General features: G+C 69.9%; 16 protein-coding genes. 5 read left to right on the top strand and 11 right to left on the bottom strand.

The features are described 5' to 3' along the window. Positions 1-33: 33 nt before the first annotated feature. Complete coding sequence (rfbB, locus tag EVJ50_RS09495; RefSeq protein ID WP_150883632.1) at positions 34-1,164, top strand: dTDP-glucose 4,6-dehydratase; 1,131 nt, start codon at positions 34-36, stop codon at positions 1,162-1,164. Here rfbB and EVJ50_RS09490 read toward each other — a convergent pair. The 8 genes from EVJ50_RS09490 to EVJ50_RS14650 form a co-directional block, all read right to left on the bottom strand. Continuing rightward, entirely contained in the window at positions 1,131-1,976 is an 846-nt protein-coding gene (locus EVJ50_RS09490; RefSeq protein ID WP_150883631.1) for a hypothetical protein, read from the bottom strand. The genes rfbB and EVJ50_RS09490 overlap by 34 nt on opposite strands. Before the next feature lie 56 nt (positions 1,977-2,032). After that, positions 2,033-3,160: an HlyD family efflux transporter periplasmic adaptor subunit gene (locus EVJ50_RS09485; RefSeq protein WP_150883630.1), complete on the bottom strand. Its 1,128-nt coding sequence runs from the start codon at positions 3,158-3,160 to the stop codon at positions 2,033-2,035. Beyond that, on the bottom strand, positions 3,157-6,168 hold the full coding sequence (locus tag EVJ50_RS09480; RefSeq protein WP_150883629.1) for a peptidase domain-containing ABC transporter: 3,012 nt from the start codon (positions 6,166-6,168) through the stop codon (positions 3,157-3,159). Before EVJ50_RS09480 ends, EVJ50_RS09485 begins: the two co-directional genes overlap by 4 nt. Then, the gene (locus EVJ50_RS09475; RefSeq protein WP_150883628.1) at positions 6,168-6,815 is read right to left on the bottom strand and encodes a hypothetical protein; all 648 of its coding nucleotides are present in this window, start codon (positions 6,813-6,815) and stop codon (positions 6,168-6,170) included. Before EVJ50_RS09475 ends, EVJ50_RS09480 begins: the two co-directional genes overlap by 1 nt. Before the next feature lie 220 nt (positions 6,816-7,035). Further along, the gene (locus EVJ50_RS09470; protein WP_150883627.1) at positions 7,036-7,641 is read right to left on the bottom strand and encodes a calcium-binding protein; all 606 of its coding nucleotides are present in this window, start codon (positions 7,639-7,641) and stop codon (positions 7,036-7,038) included. Positions 7,642-7,800: 159 nt separating this feature from the next. After that, positions 7,801-9,033 (bottom strand): lipopolysaccharide assembly protein LapB, encoded by a 1,233-nt coding sequence (locus tag EVJ50_RS09465; RefSeq protein ID WP_150883626.1) that lies wholly within the window; start codon positions 9,031-9,033, stop codon positions 7,801-7,803. Between the two features lie 34 nt (positions 9,034-9,067). Then, entirely contained in the window at positions 9,068-10,687 is a 1,620-nt protein-coding gene (locus EVJ50_RS09460) for a glycosyltransferase 61 family protein (protein ID WP_150883625.1), read from the bottom strand. Beyond that, a complete protein-coding gene (locus EVJ50_RS14650) occupies positions 10,681-11,685 on the bottom strand; it encodes a glycosyltransferase family A protein (protein ID WP_191964738.1) in 1,005 nt (334 codons plus the stop codon). The genes EVJ50_RS09460 and EVJ50_RS14650 overlap by 7 nt, the downstream gene beginning before the upstream one ends. Before the next feature lie 69 nt (positions 11,686-11,754). Between EVJ50_RS14650 and EVJ50_RS14645 the strand changes: the two genes are divergently transcribed. Next, positions 11,755-12,834 (top strand): hypothetical protein, encoded by a 1,080-nt coding sequence (locus tag EVJ50_RS14645; protein WP_191964737.1) that lies wholly within the window; start codon positions 11,755-11,757, stop codon positions 12,832-12,834. Continuing rightward, the gene (locus EVJ50_RS09450) at positions 12,831-13,700 is read left to right on the top strand and encodes a tetratricopeptide repeat protein (RefSeq protein WP_150883623.1); all 870 of its coding nucleotides are present in this window, start codon (positions 12,831-12,833) and stop codon (positions 13,698-13,700) included. Before EVJ50_RS14645 ends, EVJ50_RS09450 begins: the two co-directional genes overlap by 4 nt. Here the strand turns inward: EVJ50_RS09450 and EVJ50_RS09445 are convergent. Both EVJ50_RS09445 and EVJ50_RS09440 read right to left on the bottom strand, forming a co-directional pair. Continuing rightward, positions 13,642-14,430: a hypothetical protein gene (locus EVJ50_RS09445; protein WP_150883622.1), complete on the bottom strand. Its 789-nt coding sequence runs from the start codon at positions 14,428-14,430 to the stop codon at positions 13,642-13,644. The genes EVJ50_RS09450 and EVJ50_RS09445 overlap by 59 nt on opposite strands. Before the next feature lie 10 nt (positions 14,431-14,440). Beyond that, the gene (locus tag EVJ50_RS09440) at positions 14,441-15,970 is read right to left on the bottom strand and encodes an exostosin family protein (protein WP_150883621.1); all 1,530 of its coding nucleotides are present in this window, start codon (positions 15,968-15,970) and stop codon (positions 14,441-14,443) included. Between the two features lie 56 nt (positions 15,971-16,026). On the opposite strand from EVJ50_RS09440, the gene EVJ50_RS15275 reads away from it, so the two are divergent. Next, positions 16,027-18,348: a glycosyltransferase gene (locus tag EVJ50_RS15275; protein ID WP_150883620.1), complete on the top strand. Its 2,322-nt coding sequence runs from the start codon at positions 16,027-16,029 to the stop codon at positions 18,346-18,348. Here the strand turns inward: EVJ50_RS15275 and EVJ50_RS09430 are convergent. Continuing rightward, a complete protein-coding gene (locus tag EVJ50_RS09430) occupies positions 18,282-19,049 on the bottom strand; it encodes a sulfotransferase family 2 domain-containing protein (RefSeq protein WP_150883619.1) in 768 nt (255 codons plus the stop codon). The genes EVJ50_RS15275 and EVJ50_RS09430 overlap by 67 nt on opposite strands. A 238-nt stretch (positions 19,050-19,287) precedes the next feature. Here EVJ50_RS09430 and EVJ50_RS09425 point away from each other — a divergent pair, with 238 nt between their 5' ends. Next, positions 19,288-20,418 (top strand): hypothetical protein, encoded by a 1,131-nt coding sequence (locus EVJ50_RS09425; protein ID WP_150883618.1) that lies wholly within the window; start codon positions 19,288-19,290, stop codon positions 20,416-20,418. Position 20,419 lies beyond the last annotated feature (1 nt).

Raw genomic sequence — 20,419 nt, 5'->3', positions numbered from 1 at the left:
CCCGATCGAGTTCTTCCCCTTTCGCGTGTTCCGATGACGTCTCTTCCCTTCCCTGCCGGGTCCTGCCTGCCGGAGGGCATCGAGCGGGTGCTGGTGACCGGCGGCGCCGGCTTCATCGGCGGGGCGGTGGTGCGCCGGCTGCTGCGGGAGAGCCGAGCTCAGGTGATCACGCTCGACAAGTGCGGCTACGCCAGCGATCTGACCAGCATTGAGGCGGTGGAGCGGGAGCTGGCCGAGGCGGGCGGTGGGCCTGAGGGGAACCGCCACCGGCTGCTGCGGGTGGATCTGGCCGATGCGGAGGCGGTGGATGCCGCGGTGCGGGAGGCCGATCCCGACCTGGTGATGCACCTGGCGGCCGAGAGCCATGTGGATCGCTCGATCGAAGGGCCCGGCGCCTTCATCAGCAGCAACATCAGCGGCACCTTCCATCTGCTGCAGGCGGTGCGGCAGCACTGGCAGGGTCTGAGCGGGGCGCGGCGGGAGCGCTTCCGCATGCACCACATCAGCACCGATGAGGTGTTCGGCTCGCTCGGGCCGGAGGGGCGCTTCTCGGAAACCACGCCCTACGACCCGCGCAGTCCCTATTCCGCCAGCAAGGCGGCCAGCGATCACCTGGTGCAGGCCTGGCATCACACCTATGGGCTGCCGGTGGTGCTCACCAACTGCAGCAACAACTACGGCCCCTGGCAGTTCCCCGAGAAGCTGATTCCCGTGGTGATCCTCAAGGCGGCGGCCGGTGAGCCGATTCCCCTCTACGGCGATGGCGCCAACGTGCGCGACTGGCTCTATGTGGAGGATCACGTGGATGCGCTGCTGCTGGCGGCCACCCGGGGCCAGCTGGGCCGCAGCTACTGCGTGGGCGGTCACGGTGAGCGCACCAACCGGCAGGTGGTGGAGGCCATCTGCGCCCAGCTCGATGCCCTGCGGCCCGCCGGCGCGACCCACAGCCGCCTGATCACCCGGGTGGATGATCGCCCCGGCCACGACCGGCGCTACGCCATCGATCCGGCTCGCATCACCAGTGAGCTGGGCTGGCAACCGCGCCACAGCTTCGAGGATGGGCTGGCGGCCACGGTGCGCTGGTATCTGGATCAGCTCGACTGGTGCGAGCGGGTGCGTCAGCAGGCCGGCTACAGCGGCGAACGGCTGGGTGTGGCGGGCTGAGGGGCCGGCGACCAGGTCTGCATCACCTCGATGGCGTAGTGCATCTGGCCGGTAGCGGTGAGGTGATCGAGCACCGTGTGGGGGTTGCTGAAGCGATCGGGGATCACGAAGCTTCCCGTCTTGTGATGACCGGACGCATGTCGGTTGGAGGCATCAATGGCCACCCGCCCTGTTGAGGCGGCTGCCGGCGAGGGGGCGATCAGCGATGCGGCGAGATTCTCCACCAGCAGCGGGTTGAAGATCTGGGTGTATTCGAACACCAGGGCCGGCTGCTGACTGATCAGCAGCTGCTCCATCAGATGGGCGTAAAAGCCTGCAATCTTGGCCGCGAAGCGTTCGAATCGATCGGCATCGAAGCTGGGTTTGGCGTCTTGCTCTGTATCCTCAGCCTGACCCTCATCGCTGGCTGATTGTGGGAGATCGGATTTCAGTGTGACCCAGCGATTGCGCAGTAGCGCCTCCTCCATCGAGGCGTGCTGGGCGAGCACATTGGCCCGGTACAGGATCAGTTTGCTGATGCAGCGATCCTGCAGGGACGCCGTGATCACGGCCTCGCATTGATCGGGGAAGATCTTGAACCCCACCACCGGTTTGGCCGCATCGGTGAACAGGCGCTGCATGAAGGCCACGGGATCCTGATCCCGGAGGCCCATCTCCTGCGGCCGGGGCGGCAGGGTGTAGACGTTGTTGGGGCTGTAGACCTCGTAGTGGCACTGGATCAGGGGATGCCTGTTCAGCCACTGAATCAGCTGGTTGGAGCCTGTTCGCGCCGAGGAATAGATGATGAACGGGTTATTCGCGTCGGCGGGCATTTCAGACTGAAGGTGGCTGTTGCTGTTGCATGTTGGGCCAGCCTACGGGAGCGGATTCAGCGCATCGTGCGCACGGCGTCGAGGCCCTGGTTGAAGCGGCTGAAGAAGAGCTGCAGCAGGGTGCGTTTCTGCAGCTTGATCTGGGCGGTGAGGGCCATGCCGGGTTGCAGCTCGAAGGTCTGACCGTTGCGCTCGAGCACCTGCTGCTCCAGCTCCAGCGTGATCGGGAAATGGGGGTACTGGTAAATCTCGTCCGGTGGGAGGGCATCCTGACTCACCAGTGCCACGGTGGCCGGCAGCCGGCCGTAGAGGGAGGAGTCGTAGGCGGACAGGGCGATCTCGGCCTCCTGGCCGGCCCTGATGAAGGCCAGGTCCTGGTTCGGGGCGAAGGCCTGGGCCTGCAGGTCATCGTCCGGCACCAGCTGAAGCAGAGGCTCGGGGCTGGTGGGGAAGGCCACCTGGCCGCTCTGGGCCCGCAGGTCGATCACCACGCCGGAGACCGGGGCCCGCAGGGTCACGAGCTCGAGCGAGGATTCCGCCTGGGCCAGTTCCTGGCGCAGGCGGGCCCGGCTGCGGTCGGACTCAAAGCGCACGCTCTCCAGGGCTTCGCGGGCTTCCTCCAGCTCGCGGCGGGTCCCCTCCAGCACGCGCTCCTGCTGCCGCACCTGCAGATTGGCGGCGGCGCCGGCTCCCGCCAGCTGCTTGAGGGGGGCGAGCACCTCCTCATCGATGACCAGCTGTCGCTCCAGGCCATAGATGCGTTCGCGCAGGCGGTCGGCCTCGCTGTCGAGGCGGGAGGTTTCGGCTTCCAGCTGCAGGCGCAGCTCGGTCACATCGGAGCGTTGCACCTGGGGATCGAGGATCAGCAGGGGCTGGCCGGCCTCCACCCGATCGCCGTTGCGCACCAGCACCTGCTGGATCACGCCGGCACTGGGCGTGCCGAGCTCCTGGGTGCTGCGACGGGTCACCAGCTTGCCGGGAATCGACACGATCTGGTCCACCTGAACGGTGGCCACGGCCACAGCCGCCGTGGCGGCCAGGGCGGAAAGGGATCCCGCAAGTACCCAGCTCAGCACCGGTGACGGGCGGCTCTCCAGGCGAAGGGCCTCTTCCTCGCGCTGCTGCTGGCTGAGGCTGAGCCGACCGCGGCTCCGAGCGCCCCGCTGCACGACGGGCTTGCTCATGCGTCCTCCACAACGACGTTGACGGGCTGGGTGGCCAGGCCGGCGAAGCTGCCGCCCCGCTGCAGCAGATCCTCCCAGGAGCCGTCCTCCAGAACGGCTCCCCCCTCCATGAGCAGGATCCGATCGGCCTCCCTCAGGGTGCTCACCCGGTGGGTGACCACGATCAGGGTGCAGCCGGCGAAGCGACGCCGCAGGCGCTGCAGCACCAGCTGTTCGGTGGTGGTGTCGAGGGCGGAGGTGGCCTCGTCGAGGATCACCAGATTGGGGTTCTGGAGCACCATGCGGGCGATCGCCACGCGCTGCTTCTGGCCGCCGGAGAGGGCGCCGCCCCGCTCGCCCACGCGGGTGTTGTAGCCATCCGGTAGAGCCATGATGAAATCGTGGGCGCAGGCGGTGGTGGCGGCCTCCACCACGGCATCGAACGGTGCGTCGGGCATGTTCAGACGCAGGTTCTCGATGATGGTGCCGTCGAAGAGGATCGATTCCTGGGGCACGAAGCCCACCTGGCGGCGCAGGCTGCCGATCTGGACCTTGTTGATGTCGACGCCGTCGAGGTAGATGCGGCCCTGCAGGGGCTTGTAGAGGCCATCGATCAGCTGGACCACGGTGCTCTTGCCGCTGCCGCTCAGACCCACCAGGCCGACGAAACTGCCGGCAGCGATGGCCAGAGAGAACTGATCGAGCACTGGCTCACTGGACACGCCATAGCCGAAACTCACACGCTCGAAGTCCACCCGACCGTTGACGCGGGGCAAGGGCAGCAGGCCGGCCCGATCGATCGATTCCTCCGGCACCTGACCGAGCACATCGGCCAGGCCATCCATCGAGGCTTTGGCCTCCCGGTACTGATCCGAGAAGGTGGAGAGATTGATCAGCGGAGCAATCAGCTGTCTGCCGAGGATGAAGATCACGACAATCGATCCCACCGACCCGGTGCCCTCCACGGCCATCCAGGCGGCGGTGGCAAACACAGCGACGCGGAAGCCCAGGGCAATGGCTTTGGTGGCCACGGCGTTGCTGACGCGCAGCTTGCCGTAGCGAAAGTCCACCGCGGTGTAGAGGCGATAGCGATCGAGCCACTGCCAGCGGGCCTGGGTGGCGAAGTTCTGGCTCTTCACCGTGCGGATCGCCGTGAGCGTTTCCACCAGGAAGCCCTGAGCTCTGCCCCAGGCCTGGTTGCGTCGGGTGAGCAGGCGCTTGGAGGGAAGACCGGTGACGCGGTTCAGCATCAGCAGCAGGGGCACCTGCAGCAGAATGAGCAGGGCAAGCGGTGGGCTGATCAGAAACAGCACCAGCGCCACGATCGGGATCATCACCAGGTCGAGCACGGTGCTCAGCGCGGTTTCGGTGAGGAACTTGCGCACCTTGGTTAGGTCGCTGAAGCGGCTGCTCAGGTCGCCGACCGTGCGCCGGTCGAAGAACTTCAGCGGCAGGCGGAACAGGTGGCCCACCACCTGGCTGCCGAGGCGGGTGTCGATCCGGTCGGAAAGATCGGCGAGCAGCATGGCCTTGAGCCAGTTGAGGATGCTCAGCACCACCAGCACCACCGCCAGCACCAGCACGATCGGCCGCAGCAGGGCGGGATTGTTGCCGCCCACCACGACATCGAGGATCTGGAAGATCGAGAGCGGAAACACCAGCTCCAGCACCTTGGCCACGAAGCCGGCGAGCAACACCAGCGCCATCTGGGGCCGGTAGGGCGCCAGGGCCTCCCAGAACCAGGCCAGATCGAAGCGACTGGCCCGTTCGTCTTCGGCGGCGGTCTCCGCCGGCCGCACCAGCATCAGCTGGGTGCGATCGGGGAAGAGGCGGCGTAGCTCCCGCAGGGGCAGCAGGCGCACGCCCTGGGCCGGGTCCGAGAGCTGGATGCCGGAGGCTCCGGCTTCCTCGAGCAACACGAAGCGCCCATCCAGCCGCAGCAGGGCGGGGGGTTCGAGCCGGTGGAACTCGCTGCCGCTGCAGCTGAGCGGCCGCACCTCCAGCCCGAGGCTTTCGAGCAACTGGCCCAGGTGCAGCAGGGAGATGCCGCCGAGCCGCTCCTCGCAGTCGAAGAGCACCTGCTGCACCGTGTCGCGCGGGAAGGGGAAGCGGTAGAGGCTGGCCAGCCGCTGCAGGGTCACCATGGCCGAGGCGTAGGGCGAGTCGCCCCGCTCCTGCAGGGGTGGCAGCCGGCGCACCCGCCGGGTGAGGCCGAGATCCTCCGGCGCGATCGGGTCCTCGAGATCCGGCGCCTCGGTGGCGGTGTCCCAGAGGGGCTCGGGCGCGGTGTGGCTCTGCCGGCGCGTGGAGCTGACCCGGCTGCGTTCGAGGGCTTCCTCGATCGGCTGGCGGGGCAGACCCAGGGCCCGGCAGCCCATGCCGATGGGGCCGTGCGGGACCCGCTTTGGCCAGCGTTCGAGCTCGTCGCCGGGGGCCTGATCCTGCCCCGGTGGGTTGCTCCAGAGCCAGAGCAGGTTGGGATCAAGGCGATCGGCGGGGGGACCGAGTTCGGCATCCACCGCGATGCCGCCGGCGTGATTGCCCCAGAGGGTCTCCAGCAGGGCGGTGGGATCCTCCAGACGGAAGGGCTGCCGCTCGAGCCAGGCGAAGAGCACCTCGGCCATCTCGGCCAGGGCGGGGGCCCGGCAGTCCTGCCGCAGGGAGCCGAAGCGCTTGAGCAGATCGAGGAACACCTTGGCCTGGATGGCGCCCACCAGGGTGTGATCCATGGCCAGCACCGTTTCGCAGGGCTGCTCGCGCACCAGGCCGCACCAGCCGATGGCATCACCCGGTCCGAGGCGGGCCAGGGTGAAGGGGCCGGTCTGGGGGGAATCGGCAACGAGCCGGGCCTTGCCATCGGCGATGAACATCACCTGATGGGGCAGTCGGTCGCGCTGCAGCATGGTCTGGCCGGGCCGGTAGCGCACCCACTGCAGGTGGCGCTTGATCGCCTCGCGCAGATCGGCCGAGCCGTGGGCCAGCCAGGACTGCTGCAGGATCGGGGCGGGCAGGCTGGACGAGGACACCATCAGGCCGCCTCCGGACGATCAGGAGTGGGTGGAGCGAGCTGACCGGGCCAGCCGAAGCGCTGCTCCTCACCCGGGAGGGGCCCCTGCCGGAGCAGATCCCGCACCGTTCGGCCGAGCCAGCGGCTCCAGAGCTGCTCCACCACCTCGCCTTCCAGTGCGGCGTCCCATTGTGCCGGAACCTTCTCAAGCAGCTGCAGCACCAGCCAGGCGCCATCCGGAAGCGGCAGGGGCGGCTGGATGCCGCCCGGGTCGCTGCGCAGCAGCAGGGTGTCGAGCGGGGGTTGGAGCTGGCGAATCCGGATCGGCCCGATCAGACCGGCGGTGCGGCGTGAGGGCCCGGTGCTCAAGGGCGCCAGATCACTGGGGCTGGCCTCCCCATCCTTGAGCTGAAAGAACCATTCCTGGGCGAGGCCGGCATCGTCGCTCTGCAGGGCGTGGAAGAGCACCTCAGCGAAGCGGCTGCGCTCAGCCAGAAACAGCTCCTCGGCTTCGGTGGCGAAGGCCTGCCGCTTCAGCTCCGCCAGATGGCCTCGGAGGCCCTGTGTGTCGCTTAGCACATCAGGCGGCAGACCTCGGTCCTCACACCAGGCCGGCCAGTCGGCCGGATTGACGCAGCCCAGTTGGGCCAGCCGAGGGGGATCGGCCATCTCGGCGGGCTCGGAGCTGAGCCCCGGAACGGCCTCCGTGCACAGCGCGTGCTGCAGCTGATGGGTGAGCCAGCCTCGGAGGAGATCGGCGCGAAGCAGATGAGCCAGCAGCTCCGAATCAGGCCAGTGAAGAACGGGCAAAGGGGAACCAAGAGCATGAAAAAAGCCCGCAGGTGACTCCTGCGGGCTGGGGCTGTCTGCAGCCGGAAATCGAACTCAATCAGCCAACGACGATGTCGCCGTCATCATCAATTTCGTAGTCCTGGCCTTCGGGGAGGAGCAGGGTGGAAGTGCGGCCGTCAGCACCGGTCAAGGTGATGACGTTTCCGGAGATGCTGGCCGAGACGTCGCTGTCGAGACTGATCTTGTCATCGGAGCTGAAGTCGGTGACTGTATCGGTGCTGCCGTCCAGCTGGTCGATCGTGTAGTACACGGTGTCGGCACCACCACCGAGGGTGATGGTGTCGCTGCCGGAACCTCCGCGAACCACGTCGTCGCCATCACCGGTGTTGATGATGTCGTCGCCAGCACCGGCACGGATGAAGTCGTTGGCGCCACTGCCGGCGATGGCGTCGTTGCCGGCGCCGGAGTTGAAGTAAACGCCGTCGATCACCGGAGCGCCGGCGGGGGCGTTGGAAGCGATGGTGCCGCCGCCGCTCGTGGCGGCGCCGGTGTCGACGGGGTCACCGGCGGTGACGTTCTGGAAGTCGACAATGCGGGAGGTGGTGTCGCCGTTGCCACCGCTCACTTCAACCTGGCGGCCGTTGTCGCCGGAGAGGTCTTCGTCGGTGGCGGTGACTTCAGTTCCAGTGATGACGGTGGACATCTGAAAGCTTTTGTCTGCCGGCGAAGACTACCCGGAGAAATGCCTAGGAAAATCGGCCGTGGACGGTTGGTCAGCATTCACAGACCGAAACAGTTCAGGGGGCTCAGGAGGCGTCCAGCCGGCACCAGTCGGCCGCGCCGGGCGGCCAGCCGATCACCGTCACCCGCTGCTGCCGGAGTCGTTCCCAGGGCACCGGGCTGGCCTGACCGGCAGCTGGCCGGAGCAGGGAGCGGCGGAGCACCAGGGTCCCCACGGCCTCCAGCAGCGGTCCATCCCAGGCGGGCCAGAGCAGCACCTCCACCGCGGTGCCCTCCAACCAGTCCAGGCAGTTGGCCCGGGCGAGCAGGGGATCGGGGCTGCCCAGCAGCCAGAGCCTGCCCGGGCGGGGTGCGTCCTCCGGCCCCTCTCGCAACGCCCGACACCAGAGCGCGAGGCTGGCACCGTCAGGATCCCCCAGAGAGCCCAGTCGCGGCTGTCTGGGGGGAGCAGCCCGGGCGACACGGGGCGGGGTGGGTTGCGCAGCACGCGCGAGGCCGGGGTCGGGGCTCCAGCGGCCTCCAGGGCCTGCAGCCAGCTCCGGCGCCGGCGCTGCGTGCCCCTGGGCAATGGATACCAGCCCCTGGCGGCCGGGTCGTCCTGGCGCCGCAGCAGCAGCAGCGAGCCCCAGGCCCCCATCGCCCGCAGCGCCCGGCGCAGCAGGGCGGTGGCCCAGGGGTGATTCGGATCGTCCACCAGCACCTGCTGCACGGTCTGGGCGGCCAGGTCGGGCCGGTTCAGCTCGTCGAGCGCGATCTGGGAGAGGTGCAGCCGCACCTGGGGCTGGCGGGGCTGGGCCACCAGGCTGCGCTGGAAGCGCTGCAGGGCCTGCAGCGGCTGGCCCGCCCGCCGGTGGGTGTGGGCCAGCAGGTTGAGGAAGGGCGGGGCCAGGGGGCTGCCCTGGGTGCTGTGGTGGCGCTCTAGGGGTTCCAGCAGCTCCAGGGCCTGGCGGTGGCGCTCCTGCTTGTTCCACTGCTCCGCCAGTGTCATCAGAAGGGCCTCCTGCAGCGGCTCCTGGCTGGCCAGAAGCTCCTCCTGCAGGGTGCGGGCCGGATCGAGCCGGCCCTGGTCCAGCAGCAGGGCCACGGTCTGCCAGGTCTCCCGGCCGGCCAGGCTCCGCTCCGCGGCTGTCGTGTCCCCCGCGTTGCGCCAGAGGTCGGCCAGGGCGGGGCGCAGCGCCTCCGGTTCGGGCGGCATCAGGCTCCAGAGGTGCCAGCGCCCCGCCTCCACCGAGTCGCCGCAGGCAAGCCGCCAGCGGGAGACGCGCTCGAACAGGGCCGGATCGTGGCCCGCCGGGCCCGGATCCTCGCCCAGTGCGGTGAGGGCCTCGGCGAGATCGGTGGGGAGCTGGACCACAGGGTTGGCAGACGGGGTGCAGAGGGGCGGCGGTTCAGCCGACGGTGGAGGGGGCCAGATCGTTGTTCCGCAGCCAGACGGCCGCCGGGCTGTGGTCGCCGCCGAGATCGATCGGTGCGGCCAGGGGGCTCTCATAGAGCAGCTCCTGCAGGGGCAGTGGCGTCTGGGCGGCGGGCAGGGCCAGGTGGCGGCAGCCGCGGCGCTGGAGGGTGGAGTGGAAGTAGGGCGGTGCGTAGGCGGGATTCACGATCTCCACCACCAGGGCGTCGGTGGCGGCGGCCAGCAGGTTGGCCATGCCGGCGCCGTGGGGCGCGATCACCATGCCGGCCCGGCCCACCTGTTGCAGCTGCCGGCGGATCGATTGGCGTGTGGTGCCGCCTGCGTTGCTGCCTGCCGCTCCCTCCAGGCGCGCCACAACGGCCGCCTCCCCCAGCACGGGCCGCCGCGGCCCCAGACCGCGGCGGATCCAGTGGGCGGGCCGTTCGGCCGGCGGTTGGTCCTGCCGCCGGAGGGTGCGCATGCCAGAAGCCTGCGGCGGAGGGACCGTCCAGAACTGCTCCAGCCAGGCCAGGTTGCCGGCGCAGGGGGCGCCGAAGGGTGAGGGCTCGGGCACCAGCAGCCAGTCGGCCTGGAGCGCGGGCAGCCGATCGGCGTTGAGTCGCCGCTCGGGGGGAATGCCGAGCCGGGTGAGCCCTTCGTGCACCCAGGGATGGGCACCGCCGTTGTGCCACAGCCGCAGATCGGGAATCCGGGGGGCCAGGTGGCGCCAGCAGCGGCCGAGGCGGGGCAGGGTCTCCAGCTGCCAATGGAAGTAGTTCTCGGCCGAGAGATCGGCCACCGCCAGCACGCTGCCGGTCAGCCGCCGGAGCTTCGGGTGGCGGGGATCGGCGGTGCGGGCCACCAGCTGGGCGGCCATGTGGCGCTCGAACGCCGGCCGTTGGCGGCAGGGGGCCCAGGGGTGGGGGTAGAGGCGGCAGAGGGGAAGCTGCAGCTCGCCATTGGCATCGAGCACGGCCACGGCACCGGTCTGGCGCCAGGGATCGAGATGGCGGTGCACCCAGATGGCCCCGCCCCTGATGGCCTGCACAGGCCAGCTCTGGCTGGGATCGGCCTGGGGACCGGGGGCCGGACGTTCCCGGGCCTGGAGTCCCACCAGCGTCTGGCAGGTGCCGCAGTCGCTGGCCGGGCAGGGAAGCTCGGGCCAGGGGGAGGCGCCGGGGTGCGGCCTCGGCTCCGCCAGGGCCCAGGCCCCCTCCTCCATGCCCTGCCGGTAGTAGAGGTCGGCCAGTTTCGGGGCGAGGGTCTCGTGGTCGCCGCAGGTCCAGGCGCGCTCATAGGCGTCGAGGGCGCGATCCGGCGCTTCATCGAGAAAGCGATCCCCCCAGCCCCGCAGCACCTCTCCGAGCAGGTTCACCTCGGTCTCCCCCGGGGAGCCGTCCAGCAGGGCCTGCAGCAGTGCGATGGCCCGCTGGCGGAGTCCGGCGAGGGCGTCGGCATCCAGGCTCGCCCGGGCCACCTCAAGGTGCTCCTTCACCCGGCGGGGTTCCAGCAGCAGCAGTTCACGCCAGGCGCGGAGGCAACGCACGGGGTGGCCCATCACCAGATCAAGGAGGGCCTGGTCGTGCAGGCTCTTCTGCTCGAGCCGGGTCAGCATGCCGCCGGCTCCGTGAGCACGGCCACGACGCGCCGGTAGAGGGGAGAGGCCAGGAAGGCCTCACGGTCGAGCGGCATACCGTCGTAGCGGGCCGTGCGGGCCATGGTTTCCAGGAAGTGGGGCATGCGCCGCACCAGGGGCATGGTGCAGAAGCGGCGGGCATGGGCGAGCACGGAGAGCACGTGCTCGCTGCCGTCGTCCTGGGCGCCCTCGCACCAGATCTTCCACACGCACCACAGGGCGGTGAAGTAGGCGTTCTCCAGGCCCCAGCCCCGCCGGTCGGCCGGCAGCAGGGGCAGGGCCCGTTCCATCACATCGAGGATCACATCGATCTGCTCGCGCCAGCGGCGGGTGGCTCCGCCCGGGTGCTGCCGGTAATCCACCAGCAGCTCCTCGATCCAGGCGCCGCCGTGGCGCTGGGCCGCCAGCCGCAGCAGCAGATCCACATCCTCGGCATGGCGCAGCCGTTGATCGAAGCCGCCCACGCTCTCGAACACCGTGCGCCGGATCGTCCAGGCGCTGGGCAGCACCGCCTTGAGGCCGTACACCTGCAGCAGGCTGAAGCCCGCCCCCTCCTGCCAGGGCCGCACGGCATTGATCACCCGGCCGCGCTCGTCGATGCGGCGCCAGCCGCCCAGCACCTGGGCCAGGCCGGATTCCTGCTCGAGCCGAGCCAGGGGCTGGGCCAGCCGCCCCGGCAGCGGCGGGTCGTCGGCATCGAGAAAGGCGATCAGCGGCGAGCGGGCCCGGTTCACTCCCAGGTTGCGGGCCGAGGACACGCCGATGCCGCCGGTGGCGTGGATCTGCACCCGGCCCGGTCCCCAGCTGTGGGTGAGGCGCTGCACCAGCTCGGCGCTGCCATCGCTGCTGCCGTCGTCGATGGCCACCAGCTCGAAGGGTGTGCTCCGTTCACCGGCCAGGGCCACCAGGGTGCGCGGCAGCCAGCGGCGGGCATTCCGGAAGGGCATCACCACCGACATGACCGGTGATGCGAGCATGGCGCGGCTCTCTGCCCCTGCACTGGGAGCAGTCTGCAGCACCCACGCACCGCCCCCGGAACCAGACCCTTGCCCCGTCGCCGCCGCACCCGCCCCACCACCCCGGCCAGCGGGGCTGCCGAGGCCAGCCCCGGCACGCCGGAGAACGGCGGCCTGGCCGACCGCTACTACGCCATGGCCGAGGCGATGAACACGCGGGGGGCGATGGAGCTGGCGGTGCCCTTCTACCGCCAGGCCCTCACCCTGCTGCTGGCGGAACGCGACCAGCTCAAGGCCCAGCTGGGCGGCGCCGCCCCGACCGAAGCCAGCGCCCTCGGCTCCAGCGGCGACCTGCAGGGTCTGCTGGAAGCGGCCCTGGAGGCCGAGCGGCTCAGCGAGCCGGAACGCCAGGGTCCGGGTGGCGCCGACAGCGGTGCCGACTCTGAGCCCGGGGAGGCTTTCAACGAGGACACAGATCCTGCGGAGACCGCATCGGAAGCGGGCCGCCTCAGCGCGGACGAGCTGCTGGAGGAGGTGCAGGAGCTGCGCGAGCGCCTCACGCCGGAGAACGCCGAGACGGTGCTGAGCGTTGTCGAGGAGCTGCGCGGCCAGCTGGAGGCCGATCAGCCCTGGCCGGCCGAGGCCCTGGCCCTGGAGGGCAAGGCCCAGCTGATGCTGGGACGCCTCGTGCCGGCCCTCGAGCTCCTGGAGGGGGCACTGGCGCTCGATCCCGAGCTGCTGGAGGCCGCCGTGAACGCCGGCGCCGCCGAGCTCAGCCTCAAGCGCCCGGGCGCGGCACTGCAGCGCCTGCGGCGGGCCTACGCCGCTCAGTACGAGACGGCTGATGAACGCCTGCGCAGCGCCCTGCTGCGCAACCTCGCCACCGCGGAGGTGCGGGCCGGTGATCCCCGCACCGCCCTCAAGCTGCGTCATCAGCTGCTGCAGCACGATCCCCAGGTCCTGCCGCGCGAGAGCTGGCTGGAATTCGCCCGCAAAGGGGTGGAGCGGGGCCACAACGAGGAGGCGGCCCAGTTGCTCAGCCATCTGGCCGATGAGCACGGCCCCTGCCGCGATCTGCTCACCCTGCTGGCCAGTGCGCACGAGCAGCGGGGCGACTACCAGGGAGCGGCCCAGGCCTACCGGGAAATGCTGCAGATCGGCCTGCCGTGAGCGATCCGCAGGCCGATGTGGCGGAGCTGCGCCAGCGGTTCGAGGCCGGCGAGGCCGAGGCCCTGCTGCCGGAGCTGCGGCAGCGCTTCGCGGCCACGCCCGCACAGCCAGGCTTGCTGGAGCTCTACCGCTCCTGCCTGGAGCAGCTGCAGCGCTGGCCGGAGCTGGTGGCCCTGCTCGACACGGCCCGCACGGTGCACGGCCTCTGGCCGCCGGTGTCCGATCAGGTGATGGGTCTGGCTCTGCTGCGGCTGGGTGAGCCGGCCCGGGGTCTGGAGCATCTGCAGCGGGCCCTGGAGGAGGACCCCGACTCCGGCTGGGTGCACTACGGCCTCGGCCAGGCGCTGTTGCAGCTGGACCGGGCCGAGGAGGCCCTCGCCGCCCTGCGCCGCGCCAGTTCGCTTCTGCCCGGGTTCCCCTGGGCGCGGATCGAGGCGGCCCGGCTGCTGGAGGACCATTTCCAGCAGCCGCTGCAGGCTCTGCTGGAGGCGGAGGATGCCCACCGCCGCGCTCCGGACAATCGCGATGTGACCCAGCTCGTGGAACGCCTTCAGGAGGCGGTGCGCTGGCTGTCGCTGGATCAGGCCCTCGATGCCGGCCATCTCGCGGCGGCGGAGGCGCTGCTGGCCGACGCGCTGCTCGCCGCGCATCCCAGCGATGCGGGGCTGAACCAAAGGGTGCGCCGCACCTGGGATCTGCTGCAGGAGCGGCGGGCCCGGCAGCGCGGCAGCCTCTGGACGATGAGCGATGCCCCGGAGATCGATCTGGATGGCGTGCTGCGGGAGCTGGTGGCCAGTGAGCTGCTGATCAGTGATCTGGAGCGGGCGATGGGCCTGGCTCCTGCACCAGCTCCAGGTGGCGGTTGATCCCGATCCGCTCCACCGGCTGAGGGGAGAGGCTGCTCACCACCATCTCCAGATCGCTGGGCTGGCGGGGCTGCGGGTTGCAGTGCACATAACAGCCGCCGCCGAGCAGGCGGGTGCAGTGGCTCGTGTACTGGCGCACGCCGGAGAGGTGGTTGTGGATCGCCTGGATGCGCAGGGCCGGATTGAGTAACTGCCAGCCGCGGCAGTGGAAGCGGAAGGGGATCACGTTGTCGCAGCGGAACACGCCGAACGGCACGGCGCAGTCGCCCAGATGCTCGGGGCTGAGCTGGGCCAGCTGATCGGCCCGCAGCGCCCAGGCATCCTGTGAGCACTGGGGCGGGCGCTGCAGCGCCAGCGCCCCGCTGGGCAGACGGTTGTGGCGGGTGATGCAGAGCAGCGCCGGCGCGTCCTCCGGCAGCTCCCGCTCCAGGTCGCCGGCGATGGACTCGGAGAAGGCGATGTCGCTGTTGGCGATCAGCACCAGATCCCCCGGCTGGCTGCGGCGGCGGGCCTGGTGGAGGGCATCGGCCAGGGTGGGCCTCCGCGTCAGCGGGATCACCTCCGCCGGCCGTCCCGTCGGGCTGATCGGTGGCGGCTGGCCGTCGTCCACCAGCAGCAGCAGCTGGCGCGGCTCCGGCAGCTGCAGGTTGGCCTGCAGGGTCTCTTCCACCTCCCGCCGCCGCCGCGGATCGGCCGGGGTGAAGTAGGGCACCAGCAGCAGAAGCGCCATGGCTGCGGGGTCAGCGGGGGCCGCTGTGGTGGTTGAGCAGCCGGCGGGCGCGGCGAAGGGCCCGGGCCTGGCGCTCGATCAGCTCGGCCATGGCCGTGCGCTCCTGCTGCAGCCGGCTCAGAGCCTGCTGCAGCCGCTCGCGCTGATCCCTCAGCTCGCTGGCCACCGCATCGAGGGCCTGCTGGCCCCGGCGGGCGCTGAGGTACTGGCGCTGCAGTTCATCCTGGGCGTCGAACAGCTGGCTGAGCAGTGCCTCCGGGTCGCCGGCCTGCTCGAGGGTGGGCGGGGCTTCAGCGATGGCCTCCACCGCAGGGCTGCTGCACCCTACGGCCCAGGGCCGGGCCGGCTGATGGCGCCGCAGGCGCCGGTGCACCAGCTGCATCGGCCGTAGCCAGCGCAGGCGCTGCAGCTCCGGCGGCCGGCCGTCGCGCACCCGGATCAGCAGGGGCGGGGCGTCAGCCCCCTCCGCGTCCAGCCCGTCCAGTGCCTCCAGCAGCGCGGCGGGGCTGCGCACCTCCAGCACCCGGGCCCGGCCGGCGTCCGTTCCGAGCCGCCGCAGCGCCCCCGCCATCAGTGCGCCGTCCGGGTCCTGCAGGAAGGCCTGCACGTCGCTCACGAAGGCCTGGGGTCCATAGCGCCGCCAGAGCTGGCGACCGCTGCGCTGCATCGCCCTGAGCCGTTCCGGCTGCCCGCGCAGGGCGGCCAGTTGATCGGGCAGGGCCTGCACGGCCGCCGGCGTTTCGGGTAGCCGCAGGCTGGCGGCCTGCCAGAGGCGGGGATCGCCGGGGAGCTCCAGCGTGTCGGAGAGGATCACGGGGATCGCGCCGTAGCCCAGGGCCTCCCAGAGGCGGATGGAATTGGGCCCCGAGCCGGAGGGGCAGAGGGCGAAGCAGCTCTGCAGCAGGGTGGTGGCGTAAGCCTCGGCCTCGCGCTGTCGCGCCTGCCGGCGGCCCGGATCGATGCGCTCTCCTCGCAGCTGCTCCTGGTACACCGCCTCCTGGAAGTGCCAGCCCCGGCGCTGCTGCACCCGGGCATCGGGGCGGGGCGGCAGGGCCTGGATCCAGCGACGCACCGGTGTGAGGTAGTGCTCGGGGTCGTAGGCCCCCTGAAAGCTGTAGAGCCAGGTCCGCTCGGATGGATCCGGCAGCTGCGGCGGCGGTGGGTGATCGCCGCAGCGCACCGGATACAGGGGAAAGGGGTGCCAGCGCAGGCCGCCCCAGTGGGTGCGGCCGCGGCGGGCGTGGCTCCAGAAGCAGTCGGTGATGCCCGCCTGACGGAGCCGCTCTGCATGGCGCTCGATCCAGATGTGCTGGGCCACGGTGGCGATCGGGCCGCTTGGCAAGGCACCGGCCCGCGGCGTGCTGCCGCAGGGCTGCTGCAGCTGCTGGGCATCGATCCAGCTGGCCCAGGGGAAGGCGCAGTAGCCCCCGGTCGGCCCCCCGACCTCCGGGAGGAGCCGGTCGGCGGCATGCCCCTCGGTGCGGTTGGGGCTCTGCCAGGGCAGCGCCCCCGCTGCTGTGGTGATCGCCCCTGCCTCCATCGGGCCAGCCTGCTTCAGCCCGCGCGGAAGATGGAGGCCCCCGATGCGGCCTCACCGTGCCCGCCCACGCTCCCGGCGCCTGGCTCCTGACCGGCAACCGCGCCGCCCGCCAGGGGCAGTGGACCGAGGCGATCCGTGCCTATGGCCGTGCCCTGCTGGAGGATCCCGCCCTGGCGCGGGTGCTCAGCGGCAACCTGGAGCGGGCGCGGCGGGCCCACCGCGCCTGCCGCGACGAGGAGCGGCGGCAGCGCGGCCCCGAGGCGTGCTCGGTGGTGGTGTGGGGATCGGAGCTGGCCCACAACGCCGCCGGGCGGGTGATCACGCTGGCGGAGCTGCACCGGGCCAATGGCCATCGGGTGGAGGTGCTGGGCAGCCTGTTCCCGGCCTGGGGGCGGGAGCTGTGGCCGCCGATGCGGGGCTGGAATCTGCCGTTGGCCAGCGTCCTGGTGGAGCAGGAGGAGCTGTTCTTCAAACAGGCCTGGCGGCTGGCCCTGGAGCACCCCGTGGACCTGCTGCACATCAGCAAGCCGCGGCTGCCGGGGATTGTGTTCGGGCTGATCTGCCAGCTGCTCTGGGGCGCCAGCGTGCTGGTGGATGTGGACGACGAGGAGCTGGCCTTCGTGGCGGCGGACGCGCCCCTGAGCGTGGACGAGCAGAAGCGCGAGCAGGGCCGGTTGCCGGAGCCGGATGGGCTGATGGGCCGGCGCTGGACGCGGCTGGCGGTGGGCCTGGCGGGCCGCTTCGACGGGGTCACGGTGTCCGGCGAGGCTCTGCAGGCGCGCTACGGCGGCCGGATCGTTCGGCACGGCCGCGATGGCCGCCGCTTCGCGCCGGTGTCGGCGGCCGGGCGGGCTGAGGCACGGCGGCGCTGGGGGCTGCCGCCGCGTGCCCGCGTGGTGCTGTTCTTCGGCACGCCGCGGCGGCACAAGGGCCTGCTGGAGACTGCCCGCGCCGTGGCGGCTCTGCCGGATCGGCTGGAGCCGCTGTTCCTGGTGGTGGGCCGCTTCGAGGACCCGACGCTGCTGGAGGAGCTGGAGGCCGCCCTGCCACCGGACCGCCTCCGCTGCCTCGGCGACCAGCCCCTGCAGCGCGGGCCGGATCTGCTGGCGCTGGCCGATGTGGTGCTGCTGCTGGGGGAGGGGCCGATCGCAGCCTTCCAGACGCCGGCCAAGCTCGGGGATGCCCTCGGGGCTGCGCTACCTGTGCTGGTGTCGGCCACTCCGCCGCTGGCTCCGTTCCTGGAGCGGGGTGCTGTGCAGCTGGCGGAGTGCAGCGATCTGGCCGGGCAGCTGGAGCGCCTGCTGGCCGACCCCGCCGCTCGGGCCCGGCAGGGCGAGCGTGCCCGGGCCGGCTTCGAGGCCCTGATCAGCCATCCGGTGGTGCGGCCGGAGCTGGGCCGCGCTGTGGAGGGGGCGCTGGCGGCCCCTCAGGACCCCGGCACGGCTGTGCTGGCGCTGCTGGAGAGCCTGGCGCCAAGACTTGCGGCTCCCTTCCTCAGCCGCCGGTTGCTGCAGCTGGCGCGCGGGCTGCCCTGGCGCAGCCTGCTGCAGGAGCCACGCGAGGCGGAGCTGGTGAGCGTGGTGATCCCGGCCTACGGCGATCCCGCCGAACTGGAGGGATGCCTGAGCTGCCTGCGGGGGGTGCCCGCCGGCGCCCGGTGGGAGGCGATCGCGGTGCTGAACGACCGCAGCCCCGAAAGCCGGCATGTGGCGGAGCGGTACCGCCGGGCCGACCAGCGGATCCGGCTGGTGTGGCCGGAGGAGAACCTCCACTTCGCCCTCGGGTGCAACCTGGGCTTTGCAGCGAGCCGGGGTGCGCAGCTGGTGTTTCTCAACAACGACTGCCGGGTGGAGCCGGGCTGGCTGGCCCGCCTGCTGGCGCCGCTGGCGCAGGCCGCCGTGGCGGCGGTGCAGCCGCGGCTGATCGGCCGCGACGGCAGGGTCCAGTGCCTCGGCGTGGGCTTTGCTGCGGGCCACCCGATCGGCCATCCGCTGGGTTCCGGCTGGGACCCCCAGTCGGCTGAGGCCTGCCGCCCCGGGGCCGTTCCCGCCGTGAGCGGGGCCTGCATGGCGGTGCGGGCCCGGGATTTCGCGACTGTGCGGGGCTTCGATGCCACCTACGTGAACGGCCAGGAAGACATCGATCTCTGCCTGCGTCTGCTGGAGCGGCCGCCGCGCAAGCACTGCTGGCTGGCGGCCGACGTGAGCGTGGTGCACGCGGAAGGCCAGGCGCCCGGGCGCTATCGCCATGTGCGCTGGAACCGCCGCTGCTTCGCCGGTCGCTGGGCGCAGGGAAGCGTGATGGCTGCAGTTCAGTCCGCTGCAGCTGAGCCGAGGGTCTGCTTGCTGGCTGCGGGCTCATACCCGAACAGCTCGTAGTCCTTGGCGTAGAAGGTTTCGATCTCGCTTTGGATGGAGCGATCCAGGTTGGCAATCTGTGCGGCTCTTTCCTCCGGAATCGTTTGTCTGTGGCTGTTCAGGGGGCGATTCAGGATCGCTGACACGGCGCCCGCATGCTCGCCGCACAGACCGGGAAGCTCGCGGTTCACGTCCTGAATGCGAATGAGTCTCGGCCTCGGTGTCGAGCCCGACTCGGGGAGGTCGAGTCCGGCGTAGAGATACTGATGTAGAAAGTGACAGGCGTCAAAATGATTGATGCCGCGGAGCTCATGCGGATGGGAGCTGTCGAAGACGCGCGCCATCTTCTCGAGGAAGCGCAGGCAGTAGGTCTCAAAGCTGATGGAGAGTGGATTGATGAAGCGCTTGCAGCCCGCTGTGATCTTGCGCGTGTATTCAGAGACAAAGCGATCCCAGGGGTGACGGACGACAACAAAAGCCTGGTACTCATTTGCCACCCACTGCGGTATGGCATCGAGGATCATGGCGAAGGTCAGGTGATCGAGCTCGTAGTAATTGCCTCTTGTTTTGTGCAGGCCGTACAGATAATGGTATGAGTACTTCTTTGGCGTTAAGGCTGCAGGTGGGATGTTCAGGCAGCTCGCGAACGCCTTGTTGATGGACGTGCCGCCACAGCGGGGATTGTGCGCATGGATCAGCTTGAGCTCGTGAAAAATCGCCATACGCAGTTAGCTCACTGGTTCTGCTCGAATTGCATCCTACCGGCTGATGGCGGAGCCTCTTCTCTGGTCTGGCTCATGGCTCCACGCCTCCGGCCCGATGACGGCTCCTGACGAAAGCCCTGGATGGAGTTGGGCTCGCTTGAATGTGTGGGCGCGGGATCGTTGTTTCAGCCATCTCCAGATTGACCTGTACGATTCATCCTGTTCGTCGTGGTACAGGAAGGCCATGCGGGTTCTGGTGAGCGAGTTCTGGCCTGTGCATGAGGAATGCCTGCCGGCCTGGATTCATTCGCTGAACTGCCTTGGAATCGCGCCGGATCTCCTGCTGAATCGCAAGATGGTTCGTGTGAAGGGATCTCCACTGGATCTCTATAACAACCTCCTGACTGGAGAGACCTATCTCTGGCACCCCGGCGAGAGACATCAGATCGCCGAGCGAATCAACGACGCAGGCTATGACCTGATCCTTGCGAACAGCTTTCAGGGCGTTGGGCCGTCGTTTTACAAGCAGCTCTTCGCACCCATCCTTGGGGTTGTGCATCACTACCCTGAGTTGGAGCGGTCCGATCTTGACGACTTTTCGCGGGACTGGCGCAAGCCTTCCCCGGGCGCGACTCGCCATCCGCTCAAGCCGATGGTGCTCTGGCCGTTTGTGCAACGCCACTGGCAGCGCAATCTCGAGTGGCCCAGCGATGTGCGTGCTGCAGTGGGTTGTCTGTTCCCCACAACACCTCCCCTGATCTCCCGCTGCGCAAAGCCTGTTGGCGACCAGACCCACTCGTCAACAATTGACCTCTGTGTTCCGGGAGGCGTGAATTTCAACAATCGTGATTACGGCTCTCTGGTCCGTCTGCTGACGCCGGAGATTGCGGCAGGGGTGCGTCTGGTGATTCCGGGTGGCGGTAAGCGGCCCGAGCTTGAGCGACTCAAACAGCTGATGGACTCAGCCGGCCTGAGCACCGAGCTGTGTCTCGGCCTTCAGGGTCTTCCAGCGCAGGCCGCGGAGGCCCGCGTGGATTACGGCCAGTACGCGCAAGCCATTGCCAACTCCGATGTCATCCTGCCGCTGTTTCGTGCCCAGTCGCGTTACATGTCGAAAAGCATCAGCTCCAGCGTGTCCACCGCCATCTCCCATGGCGTTCCAATTGCCATGTCATTTCAGGAAAGCGACCTGTACCGGATCGGCTACCACTTTGGTGACGGTGGCAAGCGTTTCGCCACCGAGGCGATCCTCGCGGACTCGCTGTCGCAGCGCGACCGTCTGCACCATCACTTCCTCTCGGCTCGACGCCAGAATCGTGCTGCGGCGGCTCTGCACACGGCACACAACACCCGCGTCCTCACCGAACTGATCGATGCCCTCTGCTGAA

Origin of the sequence: Synechococcus sp. RSCCF101, assembly GCF_008807075.1 — a bacterium.
GTDB lineage: Bacteria > Cyanobacteriota > Cyanobacteriia > PCC-6307 > Cyanobiaceae > RSCCF101.
The sequence above is the reverse complement of the archived record's forward strand: the minus strand, read 5'-3'. Positions and strand labels throughout refer to the sequence as shown.

Bases quoted from the DNA above. Each gene is read 5' to 3' on its own strand.
- rfbB (WP_150883632.1), top strand. From the start codon at position 34: ATGACGTCTCTTCCCTTCCCTGCCGGGTCCTGCCTGCCGGAGGGCATC.
- EVJ50_RS09490 (WP_150883631.1), bottom strand. From the start codon at position 1,976: ATGCCCGCCGACGCGAATAACCCGTTCATCATCTATTCCTCGGCGCGA.
- EVJ50_RS09485 (WP_150883630.1), bottom strand. From the start codon at position 3,160: ATGAGCAAGCCCGTCGTGCAGCGGGGCGCTCGGAGCCGCGGTCGGCTC.
- EVJ50_RS09480 (WP_150883629.1), bottom strand. From the start codon at position 6,168: ATGGTGTCCTCGTCCAGCCTGCCCGCCCCGATCCTGCAGCAGTCCTGG.
- EVJ50_RS09475 (WP_150883628.1), bottom strand. From the start codon at position 6,815: ATGGCCGATCCCCCTCGGCTGGCCCAACTGGGCTGCGTCAATCCGGCC.
- EVJ50_RS09470 (WP_150883627.1), bottom strand. From the start codon at position 7,641: ATGTCCACCGTCATCACTGGAACTGAAGTCACCGCCACCGACGAAGAC.
- EVJ50_RS09460 (WP_150883625.1), bottom strand. From the start codon at position 10,687: ATGCTGACCCGGCTCGAGCAGAAGAGCCTGCACGACCAGGCCCTCCTT.
- EVJ50_RS14650 (WP_191964738.1), bottom strand. From the start codon at position 11,685: ATGCTCGCATCACCGGTCATGTCGGTGGTGATGCCCTTCCGGAATGCC.
- EVJ50_RS09445 (WP_150883622.1), bottom strand. From the start codon at position 14,430: ATGGCGCTTCTGCTGCTGGTGCCCTACTTCACCCCGGCCGATCCGCGG.
- EVJ50_RS09440 (WP_150883621.1), bottom strand. From the start codon at position 15,970: ATGGAGGCAGGGGCGATCACCACAGCAGCGGGGGCGCTGCCCTGGCAG.
- EVJ50_RS09430 (WP_150883619.1), bottom strand. From the start codon at position 19,049: ATGGCGATTTTTCACGAGCTCAAGCTGATCCATGCGCACAATCCCCGC.